The sequence below is a fragment of the Lutispora saccharofermentans genome, assembly GCF_024363565.1.
GTDB lineage: Bacteria > Bacillota > Clostridia > Lutisporales > Lutisporaceae > Lutispora > Lutispora saccharofermentans.
Genome location: NZ_JAJEKE010000012.1, coordinates 74,854 through 96,962, shown reverse-complemented (window position 1 = coordinate 96,962; position 22,109 = coordinate 74,854). Strand labels below are relative to the sequence as shown.

The window sequence follows — 22,109 nt, the reverse complement described above, 5'->3', positions numbered from 1 at the left end:
ATAGCAGGTATTGGAAAGGAGAATTTGCATGCTATCAATTGGAGAGTTTTCAAATATATGTAAAGTATCTACAAAGACGCTTCGCTATTATGCTGAAATAGGGCTAATTCTGCCTGATGAAATAAACCCTGAAAATGGTTATAGATATTATTCTATCGAACAATTAGAAACGATGTTATTTATCAACCGCCTAAAATCATACAATTTTTCTTTAGAAGAGATTAAAACAATACTTGAATCAGAAGAATCACAGGACGAAAAACTTTACTTGGCACTTACCGGAAAGAAAAAAGAAATTGAGAAACAAGTACAAGAATTTGAAAAAACTTTAGACCAACTAAATAATGATATATCAAATTTCAAACAAGGCAAGTCAATTATGTCATATCTGGAAAGCATTGATGTTCAACTTGTAGAAGTACCAATGATGTATCTTCTATCTATCCGAAAAATGGTTCATGAATACGATTTTCCTGAAGAATATGGTAATTGCTTTAGTAAATTATTTAGGAAAATTGCAGACAACAAATTAACTATGCTTGCTCCACCAATGGTGCTTTTTCACAGTGCAGAATTTAGTTCATTTGGTTTAGATACTGAATTTGCTATTCCAGTAAAAGAGTATGTTACAGGTACAAGGGATTTTTACCCAGGACTATGCTTAAAAACAGTTCTATATGGTTCTTATTCTGGCCTATCTTCTGTATACACTAAACAACGTGAATGGGCAGAAAAGGAAGGCTATGAATCTAACAATGCCCTTTATGAAGTATATGTAACTGACCCTTATCAAGTTTCAAAAGAAAGTGAGCTTATAACTGAAATTTATTATCCTGTCAAAAAGAAAGTGTCAAATATTTAAACCAAGAAACCACGACCACTCAACTTTCACATAATCATATGAACTAAGAAAAGACGATTGAGCTAGAGAGACAATAAATGATAAAGGAGAAAATTATATGAATCAAGAAAAAGTGACAGAGTTGGAAAGGAAGATAAACAATGATTATAGCAATATTGCAGGCATGGTTGTATTAAAAGACGGTAAAACACTATATGAAAGTTACTTTAATGAATGCACTGCTACTAGCCGAATCCATGTTTATTCAGTAACAAAAAGTATTATTTCCATATTGATTGGGATTGCCACGGACAAAGGGTACATCAAAAGTATCAACCAAAAAGTATTGGATTTTTTTCCAGATTACATAGTTAAAAGAAGAGAAAAAACAATACAGAATGTTACACTTAAGAATTTGCTGACAATGACAGCTCCTTATAAATATAAGTTTGCACCCTACATAAAGTATTTTACGAGTGATGACTGGGTAAAATTTACGCTTGATTTATTAGGAGGCAGGGGGCAGATAGGGAAATTCAGATACACCCCCCTCATAGGACCAGATATTTTGTCGGGTATTCTTGTAAAAGCGACTGGGCAATCTGTGTTTGATTTCGCAACAGAAAATTTATTCTCGCCACTGGGAATCACTGTTGAGAGTAATGTGGTTTTTCATAGTAAAGAGGAACAACTCGCATTTAATAAAGCTAAAAATATCAGCGGCTGGGTTGCTGACTCAACTGGAGTAAATACAGGCGGGTGGGGTCTTACTCTCTCTCCTACGGATATGGCAAAAATAGGTCAATTATACTTAGATGGCGGAATGTGGAATGGAAAACAAATTGTATCGACAAGATGGATAGACGAGAGTACGAAGGAACATAGCCGATGGGAAAAACTTAATCTGTCATATGGATATTTATGGTGGGTAGAGAATGGGAATGGATATGCAGCTATGGGAGATGGAGGAAATGTGATTTATGTCAATACAAAGAAAAAAATAGTAGTTTCTATTGCTTCTCTTTTTGTGCCAAAGGTCAAGGGTAGAATAGAACTTATTAAAGAGTATATTGAACCAATATTTGAGGATTGTGAATAGTGTTCTGGATAGGTGTTGATGGCTTGTAATGGAAAAATGAATAGTATTAAATATGAATGTAAGCAAGGATTATAAATGAAATTTTTATCATAGGCAATGGATTTGATAAGGGGCATTGATTACATTGCAAAATATAAGTAATAGAAACATAAATATAAAATGCAGGTTTCAGAGACTGATTTTCGAGAAAACCAACTTCCGCCAAGGAGTCAATGGGTCTTCATGACATCGTTATTGTCACCTCAAGGCATGTTGAGAGTATAGTTCTGATGACGAATTGTGGTCATAAGGACAAATAAGACGGTATGACTTAACTCAATATACATCTTTATGAATTAGTTTTAAGTTAAGTATAACTCGGAACCTGATTCATCGCCTGTGCTACCCCTCACCTACCAAAAAAATTCGGTCAAATTTATCGCCAGCTTCAAACTGGCGGTTTTTTGTCATCTAAAGCCTTACAATATTAGCGGATTTACTACAACGCCCTTATGATGTTAAGTAAGATTTGATAGCTGTCCACGTCGTGATATTTAACCTTACTCGTAGAAATCTCATTGAACAGCTTTTTAGCACAGGAAATCTTCGCCTGTTCAATCGGTTTGATGCTCAGGCTAAGTTCTTTATGCTACTTGTGACAAGAAAAGAACGGATTATAGATCCTATCTAGAGATTTTCTGTTATAACAATGTGGTATTGAAAAAATTTTGTTTACTAGAATCAACTATGAAATAATAAACTCTGGTTCTACTGCCTGCATTTTGAAAACTTCAAATAGCCAAAATGATAAGAAATCCATATTTGAGTTAACTAATTAATTTTATTTTTATTAGATAATTCATGAATATTTTAAAGCAAATATTCCAGATGCTTGCGTAAACAAGTGAAAATGAGAAAAAAATTAAAAAAGTTAAAGGAGTTGATAACGAATTGGTTAAATCTACAAACGCCGAAATACCTACTATATAAGTTAAAAATACCATTCCAAGAGATAGTGTTATGCTTGAAAATAATATAGAAATTATTATTCCCTTCCTATAAAGCAATGTTCCGATAACGATACCTAGTAGCCCGGTGGTAAAAAGCAGGATTATTGTCTCCTGTGCACTAACTATAACAAGAATTAATGCGGAAGAAAAAAATACAGTAAAACCAAGAGAAATATTAGAAACAGCAGCTATTGCAATAGGTAGTGTACTTAATGGACTTAAGGCCAACCCAATCGTGGGTAAAAATACAGGTGCTGATTGGAATAGCACAGCTATTGTTGTTAATATACCTCCAATACAAATAAACCTACTTATATTCATTTTTTTCAATTTAAATGCCTCCTATCAGGTACTACTAGTATTTTAGAATACTGATTTATATGTGCATATTTCTGTAAAAGCTTTCATCATTTACCTCAAATCAGTTTCAAAATTGACGAGGGAATATGATTGCGCTCTTGTTTGTTTTATATTTCGATTCAATAAATCCTAGAAAGGGATTTATCTGGTATTAAGTCGAATTTTATAGTTATGAATCATGGAACAATTTCAAAAACAGTACCTTGGTTAAAATCAGTCACATTCATAGAGCCATAAACCCCTAAATATAGTCTGGTTTTATTCAGATTCGTTCCCAAACTAGCATAATAAGCTGATTGAGACCCAAAATTATAATCGGTTTCAATGACACTAAAATCACTTAGTTTACAATCTGTTCTTACTCTGGTATAAGCTAAAACTCCTCTAATCGGAGGTTGAGATTCTTCATTTCGGGCAAAATCAGTAAATACAACGCTTCCAGTTAAACTGGGAATTCTATTCCCCATATATGATTGGACTCCCGTAAGTGCAGTTCCTCCAAACTTATCCGGTCGGGGATCTTTATGAAAGTAACTAGTTACAGGCTGAAGACGCTGCACTGAGGTTTTTACTGCATCATTGTAATAAGCGATTGTTTTCTCATCCAAAGTTGGATTTGCAGAGCAGCCCCTTATAATCGAAGTAGGAAGAGCACCTTCCCATCCTCGCCAGCCAAAGTTAATAAATCCTTCTTGGTCAGGTTCAGATTTCATTAAATAAGCTTGAACAAGCTGAGTAATCGATATTGGTTTATAATTAACGAATGAAAAAATTGACTCTACCAGATCCTGTCCGACAATTCCTATATATTTGATATACTGATTATAAAACCTTTGAAATGAAATGCCAGGTATATTGCGAACCCCTTTGGCAATTACCGTAAGCGTTTCCTGAATAGGTACGGGAAGTTCATCAAAACGTGTGACTACCGGTGGATTATTGATAAATGTATTCTTAGCTACATCAATTTCAATTATTTTACCGGCAATTTCCATATTATCCTGGCTTAAATTAAATGGATCGTAGCCTGATCCACCATCACCGGTTGTTAAAACAAGTTTTCCCGTTTCAGGTGAAAAGTTTAAGCTATTGACACCATTATGATTAAAAAATGGTCTTCTTAAATTAAGTAATGCCCGCCGTTTTTGAGTTTGACCATTGGATTGTAAAATCCATTCTTCAACTGTATCAATATGATCATAATTAACTTCTCTATTTATCCACTTTTGGTTTAAGGTTCTGGGGTCACATGGGTCAGGCTTAAAAAACTCAGGAAGACCTTGTCTTGAAACTTCTGAGCTCGGAAGAGCACCTGGACCTTGTGTTCCAACTACTGAATAATGAAGATAAAACAGACCATTATAAGAAAATTGGGGATGAAATGCTAACCCTATCAATCCACGTTCGTCATATTTACCACCGGAAAAACCTAGTTTTATGATTCGGGAGCGAATATCTAAAAAGGTTTTTATAACTCCATTTCCAATGTAAAGAATCTCTCCTACCTGGGTTGCAATAAATAATCTTTCCATTGAGTCACCCGGAAGTATAGCTGTTTTCAAAACAGTAGGCATATTTATCTTACCAGCAATGGGTCGTAAACTTACTTTAACTTTTTTTAACAACTAACTTTACACTCCTTTATATTCTTTTCTTTTATAAGAATATGATTAGAATTGTTCTATTAGTACCAAATTGGGGTCGGGGAATCTGATGATGCATTGCACCATTTTCCGAACCAGCGTCGAAGGAATCCAGGGCGGTCATTGGGGACGAGCCTATTTTTACACATTGAATTTACAAATATTAACAATGAAAATTTATTATTGTATCCCCAAGGTATGGGGAGAGCGTGGTTCTGATGACGAATTGTGGTCCAAAGTAGAAATGAGAAGCTTTAGCTACAAGATGTTGTGGCTTTAGAGCAGAAGTAGAATCGTATTATGTACTTGGGCAAAAGAGGAGAGCAAACAATGGAGAGATACATACAAGAGGATCAGGTAATTACCAAAGTGACGAAGCAAAAGAGAGTACAAGACTACGAAAAGAACTAAGAGACGCCCAGGACGCATTAGAAATACTAAAAAAAGCAATCAGCATTCTGGGAAACTAACTGAAGCTCTCTTCATTGAAACACCTAAAAATGAAGAAATTAAAGCAATCCTTAGCTACAGCCTTAAGATTAAACTAAGCGGAAGTGACTATACCCTATTGATAAAAGCCAGCTTGCAGTCAATGATAAACAGTACAAATGGGGAATCGTTTATACGGGAACTGCTGGGTCTTATGAGTACAGCGGCTTTATCTATCCCAACGAAAAATACCAGAAATTCGGCGGTGTAGCTTGTATGGAGGATGTAGATGGTGCTACCGACGAGGTCATAATTAAAATCAGGGAAGACGATTGCCAGGGTAAAGTATTGAAAGAAATAACCATTAAAAAAGGTGAATCCATACCATTTGAAATAGATATTCCCCAAATAAAAACACTGTACATTCAAAATTTAGTATCCGACCATGTACCTAAAAGCACTAATCCGGACAAAATGATGATAGCTGAACCTTATTTCAAGTAGGGAATAGAGGGATAGTGAATTATGAGAAAAAGGTGCTTTAAGGCTATAGCCATAATGCTTGCAATTGCATTGTTTTTGCCTAGAAAAAAGAAGGTATATGGCAATGGACATTTCGGCATCCCGGAAGAGCTGGCGCGCATTAACTATTCTCCATTCACCTCCATGTGGAAACGGTTCATCTGCTGAAACAAGCATAAACCTTGATAAATAAAAATTTGATTGATCATAGAGCTATGGTGACAAAGTACTCCTTAGGATATAAAACAGATGACATTAGATTTTTATTAAGGTAGATTGGAGAAATGATAATGGGAAATACAGATAAGTTTGAAATGATAGCAAATATATATGACACTTCTGAAAGAATTCAAATTGCAAAGGTGTCATCAAATGCCATTCGTGAATATTTAGGTGATGCTAAAAATAAGAATGCTATTGATTTTGGGTGTGGAACTGGTCTTGTTGGAATGAATTTGTTAAATGAATTTAAATCCATACTATTTTTGGATACATCACAGAATATGATTAATCAAATAAAGCAAAAAATTTCTGGCTCTAATATACAGAATGCAGCCACATTATGCTTTGACTTTGAAAAGAATAGTCTTTCTAATTTACATGCTGACTATATTTTTATGGCTCAGGTTCTACTTCATATTAAGGATGTAGAGTTAGTTTTATCAAGATTATATGATATCTTGAATGTAAGAGGGCATCTATTAATTGTAGATTTTAATAAAAATGAAGAAATAATTTCAGATATGGTTCACAATGGGTTTGAACAAGAAAAGCTTATTGATCTCATGATAAAAATAGGATATAGAGGAATTCAATCTAGAACTTTTTACACCGGAAGTAAAATATTCATGGGGCATGATGCATCTTTGTTTATTATTGATTCACAAAAATAAATAAAGGACATATTTCTTTAATATTATTAGTTGGTATAATATATTATATAGATATATGTCTAAAAGATATAAAGACGGGGTTCGATAGCGCATGCCGGGAAAATAGTATTTATTTGCTTGGGAGGGGTTTGTTATGGTTCTAAAGAAATGCTTTGCATTTTGTCCGCTAAAGGGTAAAACGAAAAACGTTTTGCTTTGCGCGGCGCTTGCGCTATGCCTACTTTTACCAGGCTGTTCCCACACGAAAAATCCTGACATATCGGACGGTGCGGAGGATTTGGTGCAAATGCCGGAAAATACCTCCATACCCGCCATGGAAACCACGGGGGAGCCTGAGGTGTTTGCCACGGGTTTTGACGGTGCCGACGGTATTGCTATGGATGATAGCGGCAACATGTATGTGGGCAACCGGAAGACCAACCGCATCTATAAGGTATCGACGAAGGGAGAAGTAATGGACTTCGTAAGCCTCGATTGCCAGGAGTTACTTTGCATGACGACGGATGAGGAGAATAATCTTTACGCAGCGGGGCGCAATAAGGTTTTCAAAATAAATCCGCAGGGAGATACGCATGAAATCGGCACGGGCTTTTCGTGCGCGGACGATGTGCGGCTGGACGGAGAGGGCAATCTTTACGTTACGGACTCATCTGAAAACCGGGTTTATAAAATCACGCCCATGCTTGAGAAGAGCGTGTTCATCGAGAGCGACCAAAGCCAGTCGGAGCTTACGCGCGGATGGCATATCACAGGGATCAGCTTCGACAATACCTTTGAAAACCTTTACATTGCTCGAATGCTAAAGGGCGAAGTCCTTAAATATCCTATAGGACCTGATGGTCTGCCTGGAGAGCCATCCATCATCGCCGATAGCCTTATGGAGCCCGATCATCTCGAGGTAGACGCGCAAGGACGGCTCTATGTTACCCTGTTCAGAGAAGGCTCTCTGATTAGGATCGATCCATCCGGCGAAATAGAAACCCTTTGTGATGGCAAAATGGGCTATGCTACAGGCATCGTACTGGGAAGAGGGGAATTTGGCGAGCAATATGCCTATGTTGCCGATTACGGCCGCAATCAGGTGGTCAGAATCAACTTAGCTGAGGATTGAAAAGGAGTATTAGTTCAGACTAATGCTCCCTTTTTAGGTATGACGGGCATGTTAAAATAGTTTTCAAATAATGCATTGAAGTGCAAATAAAAAAATAATATAATCACTTCAAGACTGCAAATGAGGAGGATCTTATGGAAACGAGAGCGGTTTGAAAAATTCCTTCATGAAAATGATAATATATCGCTGTCGTTCAGGCCTGCACTGCTACACAGCCAGCTTGAGATGATCCATCCGTTTCTTGTTGAAGCAGAATCATATAAGAGGGAGATAAATATATGAGCGGCTTTAATATATAATATTGGAACTAAATACCATAAGAAAAAGGCCAATTGGATAGATGGAGAAAGCAGTACTTACATTAAAAAGAATTGCAAGAAGATTTAAATCGAATCTTCAGAAAGATTAAGTTAGAGGAGAATACATTATGAAAATTTCAAAGAAAGATGCGTTGATATGGTTTGATTTTTTTTCACAATTACCTGAGAAAGAGGAAATTAGTACAAAGCATGAAGAAATCATTTACTCTACTCTTGCACAAATTGAGTCAGCTATCGATCATAGAAATGATGCGTTAATGTCGGAAATTAGAGGTTTGAAAACTTTAGAGAATAGAACTTTTTTTGTGGGAAATGAGAGTAAATTCCCCAAAGGATGCCGTTCTTGTCTGCTGGGCACTGGTTTAGGTGCAATTAGGAAAACGAACAAATGTAACTTGGAGTGCAAGTTTTGTTATAATTATGGAGAGCTGGATGATATTCCGACCGTTGGCGAAGGTATGTGGGAAATCGGAGGCACTAAATTTTATGAGAAGGATATTGATTTGCTTCTTTCCATCTGCAAGAAACCCACTGGCATTTCCTACGTTTATTTAGAACCATTCATGGAAATAGAAAAATACTATTCGTTTATAAAGAAATTTAGTGATGCTCAAATTTATCAACATCTATATACAAATGGCACTTTAGCCGCGGAAGAAACGTTGAAAGCATTAGGTGAAGCCGGTCTTGACGAGATACGTTTCAACCTGGGCGCTACCAATTGCTCAGACAAAGTTATTGAAAATATTGGAGTAGCGAAAAAATATATTAGAAATGTAGGTATTGAGACTCCAATGACGCCTGAGTTTTCCGAAGCATTTTTTAAGAAAAAGCAAGCGATCTTAGAGACAAAACTCGATTTTATCAATTGTGCAGAATTACATCTAAATGAGAATAACATATACAATTATTATGGAGAGAACATGTATATTTCCAGACTTGGCTATATCTCTCCAATTTGGAGCAGGGAATTAACGTTGAAATTTATGAAAATAGCCGATAAAGAAAACTGGGATTTAGCAGTTCATGATTGCTCAAACTATACAAAATTTGCTAGAGGTTTAAATTTGAGCAGCAAAGAAGGTATGTGGTTCGGAGCCAGTAATTATGCCTGTGAGTTTTCCAGGATTCCATATGAAGTATTCTTACCAATACTGAATGATGATAATTTCAAATTTTTAAGTGAAGAAGAACTGCCTGACGACTATAAGCCAGTATTGATAAATTATTAGAGCATCTTATCATTTTGTATCCGCAAGGCACGTGGAAAGCATCGCAAGGATTGAACTAGTGGAAGGTAGTTAGAGGAGAGACTTGGGAAAACTATATAACCCTTGTATATACAAAAAAGATGCACTATAGTGGAAGCTTAAATATAAAGTAACTGGTCAGATGGTCTAGCTGGTCAGACGGTGGACAGTTTTGAATTCTCAATGACAATATAGTATAATATATAGATAAGGTGGTGTTAATATGAGGGATTTGGAAAGGCTAATTAATGAGGTTAACGGCTCAATGTCAATGGAAGGCATGCCGCTTACTCAGACTGATAAAGATAGAATCAGACGTTGTTCAGGAAATGATAAACTGGTTGAAGAAACGATAGCTGAACTCATAAAAAAGCATACCGATGTCAGAGACTATAGCCATGAACAATAATTACGATTACAGCTATGAATCTAAAGGATGTCTCTAAAGGTGAAATGTCGTTCCGACTTGCATATTATCTAAGTGAAATCAATGTCCTTCACCCCTTCAGAGAAGGAAACGGCAGAGTACAAAGACTTTTTATTGAATATTTGGCCGAAAATGCAGGATATAGTGTGGACTTTTCTCAGGTGACCGACAAAAAATGATTGAGGCAAGTGCAGCTTCCTTCCTTTGTGATCATGCTAAAATGAACGAGATTTTCATTGGGATAACCAAACCTCTGCCGGAGAACTACATGACTCAAACTTTCATAGAGTAAATTCAAATTGCCATCAATACTTTAAATAGGATTACAGGATTAAGTTGCCCAATATTTGGAGTAGCATGGAATCCACCTGAAGATGATAGAAGCATTGCAAAAAGAATAATTATTTTCTTAGAAACAAAAATTGGGCTTAAAAGCATTATCGCATGATAATGCTTTTTCTATTGACACATATTACGGTTAGTGATATATTTATTACAGTAACCGTAATAGCTATACAGGAGGGAAAATGATGAGAGACAACGCAAAAGGCGGTGCTTTAACAGAAGTAACTTTTTTTATATTGCTGTCTTTATATACTCCAAGCCACGGATATGGAATTATGAAATTTGTAGAAGATAAAACACAAGGCCGTTTAGTTTTGGGAGCAGGTTCGCTCTACGGTGCGATAAACACCTTGCAGGAACGGAATTGGATAATGCCTGTTGACGACGGAAGCGGCAGAAAAAAAGAATATGTTATTACAGAGATTGGTAAGGAAATAGCAGAAGCAGAGATGAAAAGACTAAAAAGCTTAATCGATATAGCAGAAGAAATTACAGGGGGGCAAGAACAATGAAAAAATGTTATCGTTTTTTTGGCGGATTTTTGGATACTCAGGAAAACTGGTTAAATCAAATGGCACAAAAAGGGTATCGGCTAATAAAAACAGGGAAAATGACTTATGACTTTGAAGAGTGTCAGCCTGGTGAATATCAATATGCAGTTGAGTTTGTTGCTCAACAGAGTTTTAAAAAAGAAAAGGAATACCGGGCCTTTTTAGAGGAACTCGGTTATAAAGTATTCTATAAAAACGCCAATCTCAATTTCTCAGTAATCAAATTGAGATGGAGACCATATGGCAGCGGTATGGGGCAGATTTCCACTAAACCCGGGAACTATAATAAAGAATTATTTATTGTTGAAAAAAAGAATACCGGCAAACCTTTCGAGCTACATACCACAAATTCCGATAAATCCAATTATTACAAGTCCTTAAGAAACGCGTGGTTGGCAACTGTCGTTATGCTTTTAGCCTTCGCTGTTTGGCAATTTATTGATAAAGGATTTATTTCCAAGGGGGTAATTGCATTTGGCATTTTGGGAATATTATGTTCCATACCAACGATAAGATATCAGAAGAGGACCTCGGCCTTTTCAGTTCGTGCAAACATTGAAGAATAGCTGCTGTCATCCTTGTGCTCACGGTACTGATGGCGGCTGCCGGTATGAGCGGAAACCGGATATTGTTTATATCAGGCCGAGGTCGGCCGCTATTACACTTTGGCATTGTCGGGTTTTTCCTCACCGGTAACCCCAAAGAATTGACGATGCTGATGGTCTTAGCTTTGCAGGGAATGTTTTTACCCACGGATGTTGTGAAGGAAGATTTGGGAATTGATTTGCGAACTGAAAATGGACGCAAGCAATTTTGCAAGTCCTCTCTAACTATAGAAAATATGTATACTTCCAGACTTGGCTATATTTCTCCAATTTGGAGCATATCAAAATTCAGAGTTTTTAATCTGTTTTCAAGAAAAAATAATTAAAATATAGCGGAAAAATTAATAGAAATGAGTTAGAATTGAGACATGAAAGTTTGTTTGCTTCACACAAGAGAGCATAACAAATGTTAAATGAGTAATTGAAAGGAGCAGAATATGAGAAACGATATAAATGAAACAAAAGATAAAATTACTCCAGTATGTCTTCATCTAGAATTGAAGGATGATTATCTTTCGGATTATCAAAAAAGAATGCTGAGAAGATATGGAGAATCTAGAATGGGCGAGTCAATAACCAGAGATATCTTTATACCTTCTGATATGCCATTGCACAATCTGCATTATGCGATTCAAAAACTATTTGGATGGCAGAATTCACATCTGCGTAATTTTTATTTACCAGAGGATGTATATAATAAATTGACTGGTGGTACAGTCAAGGGCTGGTCGAATTTAGTAGGCATACTATTTCAACCACCATCCGAAGCAGAAGATGATATTTTTTGGGATGATGATTATCAGAAAGGCAGTATCAGCACATGGCTAAAGAAGAAATATACAGGACCATATAGCTATGGAGGAATTATGGAGCATCCAGAGATAGCAAAGCAAGATATACAGGAACTACTGGATAGATTCAAAATGTTAGAGGTTAGGGAATCGCTCACAGACTATATGGAAAGATCAAAACAAGATAAGAATGATGAAGTTAGAATAATACGCAGAGCACCGTTAGTTGAGTTGACTCTTGAAGAGATGAATTCATCTCTTGTCATTGAAAGTGGCACTGAGAGTTTGTTGGAACGGTTAGAAGTTAATAAAGTTATTGCAGCTCAAGGTGAGAATATTGATTCAAAAGAGCTGTTTCCTGTAACAAGGGAACTTATTTATAATTATGATTTTGGAGATAACTGGATTGTTACAATAACTAAGCACAAAGATTGCGATGATCTTCTGAAACAAAACATTATTGATGAATATGAGCTTGAAGAAGCGAAGGATACTGTATTAAATAAGTACAAACCGGTTTGTATTAATAAAGATGGCATATCCGTGCTTGATGATGTTGGAGGATTGAGTGGGTTTGCTGATTTCTTAGGAACTATTTATGAGGGTGAAGATAAAGAAGAAAGTGCTGATGCTCGTGCATGGGCACGGAGTCTTGGCTGGAGTAGTAGAAAAGTTTCTAATAAAATGATGTTGTAGTTATGATTATGTTAGTGAAGCAGATGTGCTGAATGCTGCTTTGTCCGAAATTACAGCTAAACACTGGAAATAAAATATTTATGAGCCATGACGCTTCTTTTTTTATATCTTTTTAAGGTCTTACGTTAATCCAAGTAACTTTAAAAATTTCTACATATAAGTATTGACATCAAATAGTTCTGTTGATAAAATATGAATGAATAAAAAGATATTCATTCATATTTTATGGTATCGGGAGGTTACATTTTTGAGTGAAAAGAAAGATATAATATACAATTGCGGTAAAGAGATATTTGAGAAAAAGGGCTTTAAGGATACGAATGTTGCGGAGATAATGAAGCAAGCCGGTATGGCTACAGGAACCTTTTATAGTTACTATAACTCGAAGGATAAGCTCTTCATGGAGATATACAACGATGAAAATGCAAAACTGAAAAGAAGGATACTGGCATCGCTTAACATGGAGGCAGAACCCATACTGGTCATGAAGGAGATGATGATGAAAAACCTTCAGGGTATGCAAGAGAACCCCATATTGAGAGAATGGTACAACCGGGATGTTTTTCAAAAGCTTGAGAAAGGCTTCCGAGAAGAAGACGGTGCAGAACGAGTAGATTTTCTCTATGATAGCTTCGTTGAGGTCGTTAGAAAATGGCAAAATGAAGGTAAAATGCGTTCTGATATCAGTGCAGAGATGATTATGGCAATATTTGCTGCCCTGGTTAATGTGGACACGCACAAAGAAGAAATAGGCCTTGAATATTTTCCGCAGGTGATTGAATATCTGGCAGAGTTTACGATGAAGGGGTTGATGATTAATGAAAACAAAAATGAAGCAAAAGAGGAAGTTTAGAACCTGGCATGTCATCTTGGGAATTGTTGCGGCCATTGCCGGATTGATGATGGTCGTTTTCCTGGCAACAGGCCCCAGCCGCGCCGAGGTAAAAAACCTTACCTTCTCAAATATTGATTTTGACAAGCTGCACGATGGTATATATATTGGCCATTACAAAGGGGTTAAGGATAGTTCGCGGGACACCAGCGTAGAGGTTACAATATCCTCAGGCAAGATAATGAAAATCAATGCTGTTGGAGGGGCTCTTGCTGGTGAAAAACAGGCAAACGAAATTAATAACGGGAAATCCCTGAATGACTTGTTTGACAGCATAATTGAGAGAGAGACATTACAGGTGGATGTCATCAGCGGAGCGACTCTTACCTCGAAATCTTATCTTAAAGCGGTGGAAGATGCGCTTAATAAAGCGCAATCCGAATAATAGGAAGGAGCAATCTTATGAGTATCGCAGTAGTTTCATATTCCATGACAGGAAACAACGAGGCATTGGCAGCTAATCTTGCCAAAGCAATATCGGCAGAGCACATAAGAATAACAGAAGCGAAAAAGCGCAGCTACGGTACCATCACTTTGGATATTACATTTAACAGGACCCCGCATATCTTGCCAGAACCACAAACACTTGATAAATATGACGGAATAATTTTCGTTGCTCCTGTGTGGATGGGGCAGCCAGCCTTTCCGCTAAGGTCATATCTGAAATATATAAAACTGAACCCGCGTAAATATGGATTTGTCAGCATCAGCGGAGGCTCGTTAAACCCTAATCCTCAGCTCTGCAATAACATAACAAGGCGTGCTGGCATCGCCCCAGCGGTTTTTATTAACATGTACATTGCTGATCTTCTGCCTAAAGATGCAAAAATTGACCCTAAGGCAGTCGAAGTCTATAAATTGACCGAAAGTGATCTGGATTCGATGACTGTGAAAGCAGTTAAGGAGATAAAAAAGCATTTTGAATAAAAATAAGGATATTATTATGACGAATGCAGCCGAGTCAAGTTCGATATCACTGACAATAAAAGTAATTGATTTAGATTGGAGTAAAAATGATAGATATAAATAAAAATTGGAAAAAGAACATAATACTCTTTCTAGCTAGCCAGAACATATCTCTTTTTGGGTCGATGCTGGTTCAGTATGCAATTACCTGGCATATTACATTACGAACACAATCAGGGATAATGATGACCATATCAATTATTTGCGGCTTCTTGCCGACATTTTTTCTGTCTCCATTTGCAGGGGTATGGGCAGACCGATATAATAGAAAGACATTAATTATTCTATCCGATTCTATGATAGCGATAGCAACGCTTGTTTTAGCTATACTGTTTTTTATAGGATACGACTCAGTATGGCTGCTCTTTGCGGCATCTGTCATACGTGCGCTTGGCTCTGGAGTTCAAACGCCAGCCATAGGAGCTATTCTTCCGCAGCTTGTGCCAAAGGATAAGCTTACTAAGGTAAACGGAACAAATAGCAGCATACAATCACTGGTCGCGCTTGTATCACCGATGCTTAGCGGTATGCTGCTAACTATGTCTACTATAGAAGTAATATTCTTGTTAGATGTTATTACGGCTGCCGTGGCGGTTTCGATATTACTTCTGTTTTTACATGTGCCTGCTCATGCTAAAGCCCTTGAGAAACAAAGAATTACTTATTTTGGAGATATGCATGAAGGTATCAATTATATCAAGAATCATGGATTTGTTAAGACAATTTTTTCGTTTATAGCAATCTACTTTATATTGATTGCACCTGCGGCATTTCTAACACCCTTGCTTATCACGCGCAGCTTCGGGGAGGATGTTTGGCGCCTAACTGCAATGTCTGTCGCCTATTCTGCCGGCATGATGGCGGGAGGCGTGATCGTGGCGACCTGGAGCGGTTTTAAAAACAAAGTTTATTCAATGGCCCTTTCAATCTTTGTTATTGGAGCCTGTACATGTGCACTTGGCATTATTCCCATCTTTTGGTTCTACCTTTTTTCCATGGGATTGATCGGTGCTGCGATGCCTTTCTTTAATACACCCTTTACAGTTTTACTGCAGGAGAAGGTACAAGGAGATTTTTTAGGCAGAGTATTTGGCGTTTTAAGCATGATTTCGAGTTCTATTATGCCACTGGGGATGCTTGTGTATGGGCCTTTAGCTGATTTCATCAAAATAGAATGGTTATTTATAGGAACCGGTTTGCTGATGCTTACTGAAAGCCTTTTCATGTTAGGCAACAAAGTGCTGATTGAGGCAGGGAAGCCAGCCTCTAAACCTGAATAAACTGTAAGATGGGATTTTTAATCTTAAGTTTGACTGTAATATATTACTTATGATAAAATATTTTTCAAACAAAGAAAATTAAAGGGGGACATTCTATCTATGTATTCTGTTCGTTTAAGATAAGCCGGCAATAAAAAAGCTGTAATGTCATCCACAACGGTGGGCTTTTTTGTTGTGCTTATTTTGCGAATTGAGACATAGATACGGGTGGAGCGTAACCAACTGAGGCGATACGTTTTTTACCTATGTCTTTTTAACGTTAAAATGCAGACTAAAGCTTGCACTGTGGATTCTAGTCTGCATTTTTTATTGCCTATAAACAGAACCAAACCAACAATAAAAAGGCAGGAGAATAAGATATGAGAAAACAAATTTCAAAATGGAAACAGGACTTTTTTACGATATGGATAGGGCAGGCAATTTCGCTTATTACCAGTGCTGTCCTGCAAATGGCGATAATTTTTTATCTTACAGAAAAAACAGGATCAGCGATGGTGCTGTCAATTGCTTCATTAGTTGGTTTTCTGCCATACGCAGTCTTTGGGCCTGTGATAGGCGTATTAGTGGACCGCTATGATAGAAAAAAGATAATGATTGGCGCTGACTTAATTATTGCAGCAGCCGGGGCAGTACAGGCTATTATCGCTTTGTATATGGAATTACCGGTCTGGATGGTTATGGCAGTGTTGTTTGTCAGGAGCATTGGAACTGCTTTTCATTCCCCGGCACTAAGCGCGGTTACACCTCTTTTAGTACCGGAAGAACAGCTGACCAAATGTGCAGGTTACAGCCAGTCCTTGCAGTCTGTAAGCTATATTCTTAGCCCTGCTGCTGCGGCATTTTTATATACTGTTTGGGAATTAAATGCAATTATAGCCATCGATGTGCTGGGTGCTGTGATTGCATGTATCACGGTAGGGCTTGTACGCATTCCCAGGCTAAGGCCAGAGCAACAAAGTTTAAATCAAAATTTTATGCAAGAGATGAAAGAAGGACTTGCTGTTTTGAAACAAAACAAAGGATTATTTGCATTGCTGCTCATAGGCACAGCATATATGTTTGTTTATATGCCAATCAATGCGCTTTATCCTTTGATCAGCATGGAATATTTTTCGGGAACACCGATGCATGTATCTGTTACCGAAATTGCCTATGCTTCCGGTATGCTGGCAGGTGGTTTGCTATTAGGACTATTTGGCGGCTTTAAAAAGCGGACCCTATTGATAACGGCGTCTATTTTTATGATGGGAGCTAGTTTAGCCATTGCGGGGTTACTTCCTCCAAGCGGATTTGTTATATTTGTAGTCTGCTGTGCGATTATGGGACTTTCAGTGCCATTTTACAGTGGAGTTCAAACAGCTCTTTTTCAAGAAAAAATTAAGCCTGAATATTTAGGACGCGTGTTTTCCCTTACAGGAAGCATCATGTCGCTTGCTATGCCCGTTGGGTTAATCCTTTCCGGATTCTTTGCTGATAAAATCGGTGTAAATCATTGGTTTTTAATATCAGGTATTTTAATTATCGGCATTGCTGTAATTTGTCCTATGGTGAATGAGGTCAGGAAGTTAGATTCAAAATAGAAATTATTAGGAGTGCGTTTGTATGGCAGGTAATATTATTGAATTAGTAACAGAGAAACTATCCTCTTTGCCTTATATAGAAGGCAAAGAGGTGAAGCAAATTGCATCGGAAATAAATAACTTTTGAAATGAGGAGAATTCATATGAAAGAAAACAAATATGATGACAATATATTTTTTCAAAAATACAGTCAAATGGGGCGCTCGCAGAAAGGACTGGCTGGTGCAGGAGAATGGGAGACTTTGAAAAAGATGCTGCCGGATTTTAAGGGTAGGCGTGTGCTTGATTTAGGATGCGGCTATGGATGGCACTGTATATATGCTATGGAAAATGGTGCTTCTTCTGTTGTAGGTGTTGATATTTCTCATAAAATGCTCGAAGTAGCAAAAGAAAAAACGCGTTTTCCACAGATTGAATATGAATGCTGTGCCATAGAAGATGTAGATTTTCCAGAGGAGAGCTTTGATGTAATATTAAGCTCACTTGCGTTTCATTATGTAGCAGATTATGAGATTTTAATAAAAAAGATATATAGAATGCTAAAGGCTGATGGCAATTTAGTTTTTACAGTTGAACATCCTGTTTTTACTGCTTATGGAACACAAGATTGGTATTATAACGAAAAAGGAGAAATACTGCATTTTCCGGTGGACAATTATTATTATGAGGGAAAACGAACAGCTGTATTTTTGGGAGAAAAAGTTACAAAATATCATAAAACATTGACTACGTATTTAAATACACTGCTTTCAAATGGTTTTATAATAAATCAGATTGTGGAGCCACAGCCGCCAGAGAACATGATGGATATTCCGGGGATGGAGGATGAAATGCGGCGCCCAATGATGCTGATTGTATCGGCAAGGAAAAAATAATGATGTAAAAGCCAGAGGATATGGAGCTTTTGCCACCACATAGCTTTGGTGGCAATGATTTGCCGAAGCTGAATTGAGAAAGGCAAATTTAGGCGGCAATATTTCCCCGTGTTCTGTTATCTAGGGATGAAACCGTACGAGCGTTGGTACGCAACTCATCGAAAGCACGTTTGATACCTGCTTTTTCACAGAACTCTTTGATGGTTATCGCTCTGCCTATATAGAAGTATATTAATTTCTATATATTGACAAGAAATATCTGGAAGCATATAATATATGTAAGACGTGAGCGAAGATTCATGTGAAAGAGGGAGGTGCTCAAATGGCTTATAACGGATTTGCTATTGATAATTACCTCGATGCGGAAAAGGTAACCAGGGAACTTGATGAATTAATTAAGAAACCTGTGTATTCAATTCGGAAAACATATCTGGATGATTATGTTGAAAATTATTTTGATAAAAAATGTACTAAGTCCAAAGCAATGATTGATGAAGCAAAACAAATAATACCCGGTGGGGTACAGCATAATCTGGCGTTTAATTATCCGTTTCCTATCGTAATAACGAAAGCTGAAGGCGCAAAATTATATGATATTGACGGGAACTGGTATTATGACTTGCTGCAGGCCGGAGGGCCCACGATTTTAGGGAGCAATCCGCCTGCCGTAAGAGATCAGGTGATTGAACTTTTGAATACATGCGGTCCTTCAACGGGGCTTTTTCATGAATATGAATATAAGCTGGCAAAAAAAATATCTGAAATGGTGCCGTCTGTTGATATGTTCCGCATGCTGGGGTCCGGAACGGAGGCATGTATGTGTGCCGCACGCATTGCACGGCTGAAAACGGGAAAGAAAAATATTTTGAAAATGGGAGGAGCCTATCACGGATGGTCGGACCAACTGGCCTACGGTATGCGCGTTCCGGGTACGAAGGGTCTCATGTCAAAGGGTGTACCTAAGTTTGTGTTTAAACACACGGATGAATTTTTCCCCAACGACCTGGAGGATTTGGAAAGAAAGCTGAGAAAAAATAAAATGTACGGCGGTACGGCAGCGGTTTATATTGAGCCCATGGGACCGGAAAGCGGTACGCGCCCCGTTTCCAAAGAGTTTATCAAAGGAGCCGAGCATCTGGCCCACAAATACGGAGCGCTTCTAATTTTTGACGAGGTTGTGACGGGATTTCGTATCGGAACAAGCGGGGCCCAAGGTTATTTCGGCGTGGATCCGGATTTGACGATTTTCGGAAAGATAATCGCAGGCGGGTATCCCGGTGCCGGCGGAGTAGGAGGGCACAAGGACTGTATGGCGCATTTGGGTGCCGGGCTCGATTCCTCCGGCAAGAAAATACCCAAGGCCATGTGCGGAGGTACGATGGCCGCAACTCCTATATCCTGTGTGGCAGGATATCATACACTTTGTGAGATTGAAAGGACAAATGCCTGCGAGACTGCCGGACGTATGGGTGACCGTCTGACTAAGGGTCTGCAGGAAATAATTAAGAAATATAGACTGCCCTTTGTGGCATTTAATCAGGGCTCTATCTGTCATCTGGATAATGCGGGCACCATGCATTTTTGCGTAGACTGGAAGAGACCGTGGAAAATTCCCAATGTTTTAAAAGAAACAGGCATCCGTCAAAAAGAAATGGAGCATATGGGAGCTGCATATATGGCGGAAGGAATTGTAACATTGGCCGGCTCAAGATTATATACAAGTGCCGCATATACGGAAGATATGATAGATGATGTATTAGTAAGGTTTGAACGTGTTTTGTCCAAATGCGGGCCTGTGGATATTTCTTGATTTGTACATGTGCGTGAGCGCATAGATTGGAGTTAATATGGCATATTCAATAGAAGAGGCAAAGGAGCTTGTAATCCGCGCAGGAAAAATACTGGTGGAAAAGGGCCTTATAGCGAGGACATGGGGAAATATCAGCGCCAGGATTTCAGATGAACAATTTGTAGTAACCCCAAGCGGCTTGGCCTATGAAACGCTGACCCCTGAACAGATAGTGGCGGTTAATACTGCGGATTGCTCCTATGAGGGGAACATAAAACCGTCCAGTGAAAAGGGGATACATGCGGAAGCCTACCGGATGCGGGCGGAGGTTAATTTTATAATCCATACGCACCAGGTAATGGCTTCTGTTCTCAGCATTGAAGGAAAAGACATCGAAGTGCATGATGATGAATATAAAAGAATATTGGGAGACACAGTTCCCTGTGCAGCCTATGGAATGCCGTCAACCGGGAAGCTTCGTAAGAAGGTGGCAGAAGCGGTATGCAATTATCCCGGGAGTAAAGCTGTACTGATGAAGTATCACGGAACAATGTGTATGGGAAAAGATCTTGAGAATTCCTTTGAAATTGCGCTGGCTCTTGAAAAGATGGCAGAAGAAAGGTACCGAAAGGCATGCGGAGAAAATAAAAAGCCGTCGGCCTCCATTACGGATTACGGAAGGAGTAAACGGGAAGGGAATATATTTATTCTGAAATGCGGCGGGCATGCTGCCGAATACAGGATAGACGGGCTGCCTGAGGGAGCTCCAAAAGCAGCGGTGCTTCATGCTGAAATTTATAAATGCGGCAATGCCATTCATATCATCCATTCCACAGATGAGGAGGTAGTGGAAGCCAGCAGTACCGGACGGATTTTAAGGCCATTGTTGGATGACCTTGCCCAGATTGCAGGCGTAAATATCAAGACGGTGAAAAACGGCTTTATAAATGCAAAAGCTGTGGCAAAGGAATTAAAGAATAAAAACGCTGTTTTACTGGAGAATGAAGGCGCCTTGTGCACGGGAATAACCGAAAGCGATGCGGAGGCGGTGGCTATGGTGCTGAGGAAGGGGTGCACGGCAGATTTATATGCTGCAGCGCTGAATAAAACGGACAGGCTAAGCACAGCGGATGCCTACATTCAACGAATTATATATGTAAAGAAATATTCGAAGATGAAAAAATAATGAGGTAAAATATATGCTGAAAAAGCTGACAGAAGAAAAATTGGCGGAAATTCTTGAAACGGGAATAGCGGAATTTGCGGAAAAAGGGCCGGACAGGGCTAATGTCAATGTGATTGCAAAGAAAGCCGGTATCAGTGTGGGGGTTCTATATAAATACTATGAAAATAAAGAAGCTTTTTTTCAGGCTTGCCTCAGAAGAAGCCTCGGTGTTCTGGAATCGGTATTGCATGAAGTAATAGAAAGTGATGACAAGCTTCTGACTCGTGCGGAAAAGATGATACGGGCAGTGCAGCGCTATTCAAGGGAATATAGTAATTATATTAAAATGTATAACTTAATCACTTCGGGGAGCGGCAAAAAATATGCACCGCTGTATGCGGCGGAGATAGAGAGCATGACAGCTAAAGTATATACCGGGTTTATCGAAAGGGCCATAAAGGACGGAGACATAAGAAACGATATTAATCCACGGCTTTTTGCATTTTTCTTTGATAATTTGCTTATGATGCTGCAGTTTTCATATTGTTGTGATTATTACACGGAGAGGGCGAAGGTATATTGCGGGGAAGATATTTTGGAGGATGATGAAAAGGTGGTTTCGGAATTACTAAAATTCCTGGAATCCGCATTTACTTTTTGCCAATCTGAGGTTGTCCATAAAAAGTAGTT

At 38.3% G+C, this 22,109-nt stretch carries 22 protein-coding genes and 1 pseudogene; 21 read left to right on the top strand and 2 right to left on the bottom strand.

Annotated elements, in window-relative coordinates; translation table 11 throughout:
* Positions 1 to 28: 28 nt before the first annotated feature.
* The gene (locus tag LJD61_RS13345) at positions 29 to 862 is read left to right on the top strand and encodes a MerR family transcriptional regulator (RefSeq protein ID WP_255228048.1); all 834 of its coding nucleotides are present in this window, start codon (positions 29 to 31) and stop codon (positions 860 to 862) included.
* Between the two features lie 97 nt (positions 863 to 959).
* Positions 960 to 1,940, top strand: coding sequence for a serine hydrolase domain-containing protein (locus LJD61_RS13340; RefSeq protein WP_255228047.1), 981 nt, complete (start codon positions 960 to 962; stop codon positions 1,938 to 1,940).
* A gap of 806 nt (positions 1,941 to 2,746) precedes the next feature.
* Here LJD61_RS13340 and LJD61_RS13335 read toward each other — a convergent pair.
* Complete coding sequence (locus tag LJD61_RS13335; protein WP_255228079.1) at positions 2,747 to 3,250, bottom strand: hypothetical protein; 504 nt, start codon at positions 3,248 to 3,250, stop codon at positions 2,747 to 2,749.
* Between the two features lie 215 nt (positions 3,251 to 3,465).
* On the bottom strand, positions 3,466 to 4,863 hold the full coding sequence (locus LJD61_RS13330) for a PQQ-dependent sugar dehydrogenase (protein ID WP_255228078.1): 1,398 nt from the start codon (positions 4,861 to 4,863) through the stop codon (positions 3,466 to 3,468).
* A 774-nt stretch (positions 4,864 to 5,637) separates the two neighbouring features.
* On the opposite strand from LJD61_RS13330, the gene LJD61_RS13325 reads away from it, so the two are divergent.
* The 19 genes and pseudogenes from LJD61_RS13325 to LJD61_RS13240 all read left to right on the top strand — a co-directional run bounded on the left by LJD61_RS13325 (position 5,638) and on the right by LJD61_RS13240 (position 22,107).
* Positions 5,638 to 5,865, top strand: coding sequence for a hypothetical protein (locus LJD61_RS13325; RefSeq protein WP_255228046.1), 228 nt, complete (start codon positions 5,638 to 5,640; stop codon positions 5,863 to 5,865).
* 21 nt (positions 5,866 to 5,886) lie between these two features.
* Positions 5,887 to 6,051, top strand: a complete 165-nt coding sequence (locus LJD61_RS13320; RefSeq protein WP_255228045.1) for a hypothetical protein — start codon at positions 5,887 to 5,889, stop codon at positions 6,049 to 6,051.
* A gap of 122 nt (positions 6,052 to 6,173) precedes the next feature.
* The gene (locus LJD61_RS13315; RefSeq protein ID WP_255228044.1) at positions 6,174 to 6,776 is read left to right on the top strand and encodes a class I SAM-dependent methyltransferase; all 603 of its coding nucleotides are present in this window, start codon (positions 6,174 to 6,176) and stop codon (positions 6,774 to 6,776) included.
* 133 nt (positions 6,777 to 6,909) lie between these two features.
* The gene (locus LJD61_RS13310; RefSeq protein WP_255228043.1) at positions 6,910 to 7,887 is read left to right on the top strand and encodes an SMP-30/gluconolactonase/LRE family protein; all 978 of its coding nucleotides are present in this window, start codon (positions 6,910 to 6,912) and stop codon (positions 7,885 to 7,887) included.
* 427 nt (positions 7,888 to 8,314) lie between these two features.
* Positions 8,315 to 9,439 (top strand): radical SAM protein, encoded by a 1,125-nt coding sequence (locus LJD61_RS13305; protein WP_255228042.1) that lies wholly within the window; start codon positions 8,315 to 8,317, stop codon positions 9,437 to 9,439.
* Positions 9,440 to 9,680: 241 nt separating this feature from the next.
* Positions 9,681 to 9,866, top strand: a complete 186-nt coding sequence (locus LJD61_RS13300; RefSeq protein WP_255228041.1) for a hypothetical protein — start codon at positions 9,681 to 9,683, stop codon at positions 9,864 to 9,866.
* A gap of 20 nt (positions 9,867 to 9,886) precedes the next feature.
* Positions 9,887 to 10,176: pseudogene (locus tag LJD61_RS20800) on the top strand (Fic family protein); the annotation flags it as partial.
* Positions 10,177 to 10,414: 238 nt separating this feature from the next.
* Positions 10,415 to 10,741, top strand: a complete 327-nt coding sequence (locus tag LJD61_RS13295) for a PadR family transcriptional regulator (RefSeq protein WP_255228040.1) — start codon at positions 10,415 to 10,417, stop codon at positions 10,739 to 10,741.
* The gene (locus LJD61_RS13290; protein ID WP_255228039.1) at positions 10,738 to 11,346 is read left to right on the top strand and encodes a DUF2812 domain-containing protein; all 609 of its coding nucleotides are present in this window, start codon (positions 10,738 to 10,740) and stop codon (positions 11,344 to 11,346) included. The genes LJD61_RS13295 and LJD61_RS13290 overlap by 4 nt, the downstream gene beginning before the upstream one ends.
* A gap of 476 nt (positions 11,347 to 11,822) precedes the next feature.
* Entirely contained in the window at positions 11,823 to 12,872 is a 1,050-nt protein-coding gene (locus LJD61_RS13285) for a plasmid pRiA4b ORF-3 family protein (RefSeq protein WP_255228038.1), read from the top strand.
* A 247-nt stretch (positions 12,873 to 13,119) separates the two neighbouring features.
* Positions 13,120 to 13,725: a TetR/AcrR family transcriptional regulator gene (locus LJD61_RS13280; protein WP_255228037.1), complete on the top strand. Its 606-nt coding sequence runs from the start codon at positions 13,120 to 13,122 to the stop codon at positions 13,723 to 13,725.
* Positions 13,691 to 14,149, top strand: coding sequence for an FMN-binding protein (locus LJD61_RS13275; RefSeq protein ID WP_255228036.1), 459 nt, complete (start codon positions 13,691 to 13,693; stop codon positions 14,147 to 14,149). The genes LJD61_RS13280 and LJD61_RS13275 overlap by 35 nt, the downstream gene beginning before the upstream one ends.
* Positions 14,150 to 14,166: 17 nt before the next feature.
* Positions 14,167 to 14,691: a flavodoxin family protein gene (locus LJD61_RS13270; RefSeq protein WP_255228035.1), complete on the top strand. Its 525-nt coding sequence runs from the start codon at positions 14,167 to 14,169 to the stop codon at positions 14,689 to 14,691.
* Between the two features lie 86 nt (positions 14,692 to 14,777).
* Complete coding sequence (locus LJD61_RS13265; RefSeq protein WP_255228034.1) at positions 14,778 to 16,010, top strand: MFS transporter; 1,233 nt, start codon at positions 14,778 to 14,780, stop codon at positions 16,008 to 16,010.
* A gap of 359 nt (positions 16,011 to 16,369) precedes the next feature.
* The gene (gene mef(A), locus LJD61_RS13260; RefSeq protein WP_255228033.1) at positions 16,370 to 17,590 is read left to right on the top strand and encodes a macrolide efflux MFS transporter Mef(A); all 1,221 of its coding nucleotides are present in this window, start codon (positions 16,370 to 16,372) and stop codon (positions 17,588 to 17,590) included.
* A 143-nt stretch (positions 17,591 to 17,733) separates the two neighbouring features.
* Positions 17,734 to 18,465 carry a class I SAM-dependent methyltransferase gene (locus LJD61_RS13255; RefSeq protein WP_255228032.1) on the top strand — a complete coding sequence of 244 codons (732 nt, stop codon included), beginning with the start codon at positions 17,734 to 17,736 and terminating at the stop codon, positions 18,463 to 18,465.
* Positions 18,466 to 18,787: 322 nt separating this feature from the next.
* On the top strand, positions 18,788 to 20,275 hold the full coding sequence (locus LJD61_RS13250; protein WP_255228031.1) for an aspartate aminotransferase family protein: 1,488 nt from the start codon (positions 18,788 to 18,790) through the stop codon (positions 20,273 to 20,275).
* Between the two features lie 37 nt (positions 20,276 to 20,312).
* Positions 20,313 to 21,440 (top strand): class II aldolase/adducin family protein, encoded by a 1,128-nt coding sequence (locus LJD61_RS13245; protein WP_255228030.1) that lies wholly within the window; start codon positions 20,313 to 20,315, stop codon positions 21,438 to 21,440.
* A gap of 13 nt (positions 21,441 to 21,453) precedes the next feature.
* Positions 21,454 to 22,107 (top strand): TetR/AcrR family transcriptional regulator, encoded by a 654-nt coding sequence (locus tag LJD61_RS13240; RefSeq protein ID WP_255228029.1) that lies wholly within the window; start codon positions 21,454 to 21,456, stop codon positions 22,105 to 22,107.
* Positions 22,108 to 22,109: the final 2 nt, after the last annotated feature.

Coding starts and splice junctions, on each gene's coding strand:
- LJD61_RS13295 (WP_255228040.1), top strand. CDS start 10,415: ATGAGAGACAACGCAAAAGGCGGTGCTTTAACAGAAGTAACTTTTTTT.
- LJD61_RS13300 (WP_255228041.1), top strand. CDS start 9,681: ATGAGGGATTTGGAAAGGCTAATTAATGAGGTTAACGGCTCAATGTCA.
- LJD61_RS13320 (WP_255228045.1), top strand. CDS start 5,887: ATGAGAAAAAGGTGCTTTAAGGCTATAGCCATAATGCTTGCAATTGCA.
- LJD61_RS13330 (WP_255228078.1), bottom strand. CDS start 4,863: ATGCCTACTGTTTTGAAAACAGCTATACTTCCGGGTGACTCAATGGAA.
- LJD61_RS13265 (WP_255228034.1), top strand. CDS start 14,778: ATGATAGATATAAATAAAAATTGGAAAAAGAACATAATACTCTTTCTA.
- LJD61_RS13285 (WP_255228038.1), top strand. CDS start 11,823: ATGAGAAACGATATAAATGAAACAAAAGATAAAATTACTCCAGTATGT.
- LJD61_RS13240 (WP_255228029.1), top strand. CDS start 21,454: ATGCTGAAAAAGCTGACAGAAGAAAAATTGGCGGAAATTCTTGAAACG.
- LJD61_RS13335 (WP_255228079.1), bottom strand. CDS start 3,250: ATGAATATAAGTAGGTTTATTTGTATTGGAGGTATATTAACAACAATA.
- LJD61_RS13245 (WP_255228030.1), top strand. CDS start 20,313: ATGGCATATTCAATAGAAGAGGCAAAGGAGCTTGTAATCCGCGCAGGA.
- LJD61_RS13270 (WP_255228035.1), top strand. CDS start 14,167: ATGAGTATCGCAGTAGTTTCATATTCCATGACAGGAAACAACGAGGCA.
- LJD61_RS13345 (WP_255228048.1), top strand. CDS start 29: ATGCTATCAATTGGAGAGTTTTCAAATATATGTAAAGTATCTACAAAG.
- LJD61_RS13305 (WP_255228042.1), top strand. CDS start 8,315: ATGAAAATTTCAAAGAAAGATGCGTTGATATGGTTTGATTTTTTTTCA.
- LJD61_RS13250 (WP_255228031.1), top strand. CDS start 18,788: ATGGCTTATAACGGATTTGCTATTGATAATTACCTCGATGCGGAAAAG.
- LJD61_RS13315 (WP_255228044.1), top strand. CDS start 6,174: ATGGGAAATACAGATAAGTTTGAAATGATAGCAAATATATATGACACT.
- LJD61_RS13290 (WP_255228039.1), top strand. CDS start 10,738: ATGAAAAAATGTTATCGTTTTTTTGGCGGATTTTTGGATACTCAGGAA.
- LJD61_RS13255 (WP_255228032.1), top strand. CDS start 17,734: ATGAAAGAAAACAAATATGATGACAATATATTTTTTCAAAAATACAGT.
- LJD61_RS13310 (WP_255228043.1), top strand. CDS start 6,910: ATGGTTCTAAAGAAATGCTTTGCATTTTGTCCGCTAAAGGGTAAAACG.
- LJD61_RS13325 (WP_255228046.1), top strand. CDS start 5,638: ATGGAGGATGTAGATGGTGCTACCGACGAGGTCATAATTAAAATCAGG.
- LJD61_RS13275 (WP_255228036.1), top strand. CDS start 13,691: ATGAAAACAAAAATGAAGCAAAAGAGGAAGTTTAGAACCTGGCATGTC.
- LJD61_RS13340 (WP_255228047.1), top strand. CDS start 960: ATGAATCAAGAAAAAGTGACAGAGTTGGAAAGGAAGATAAACAATGAT.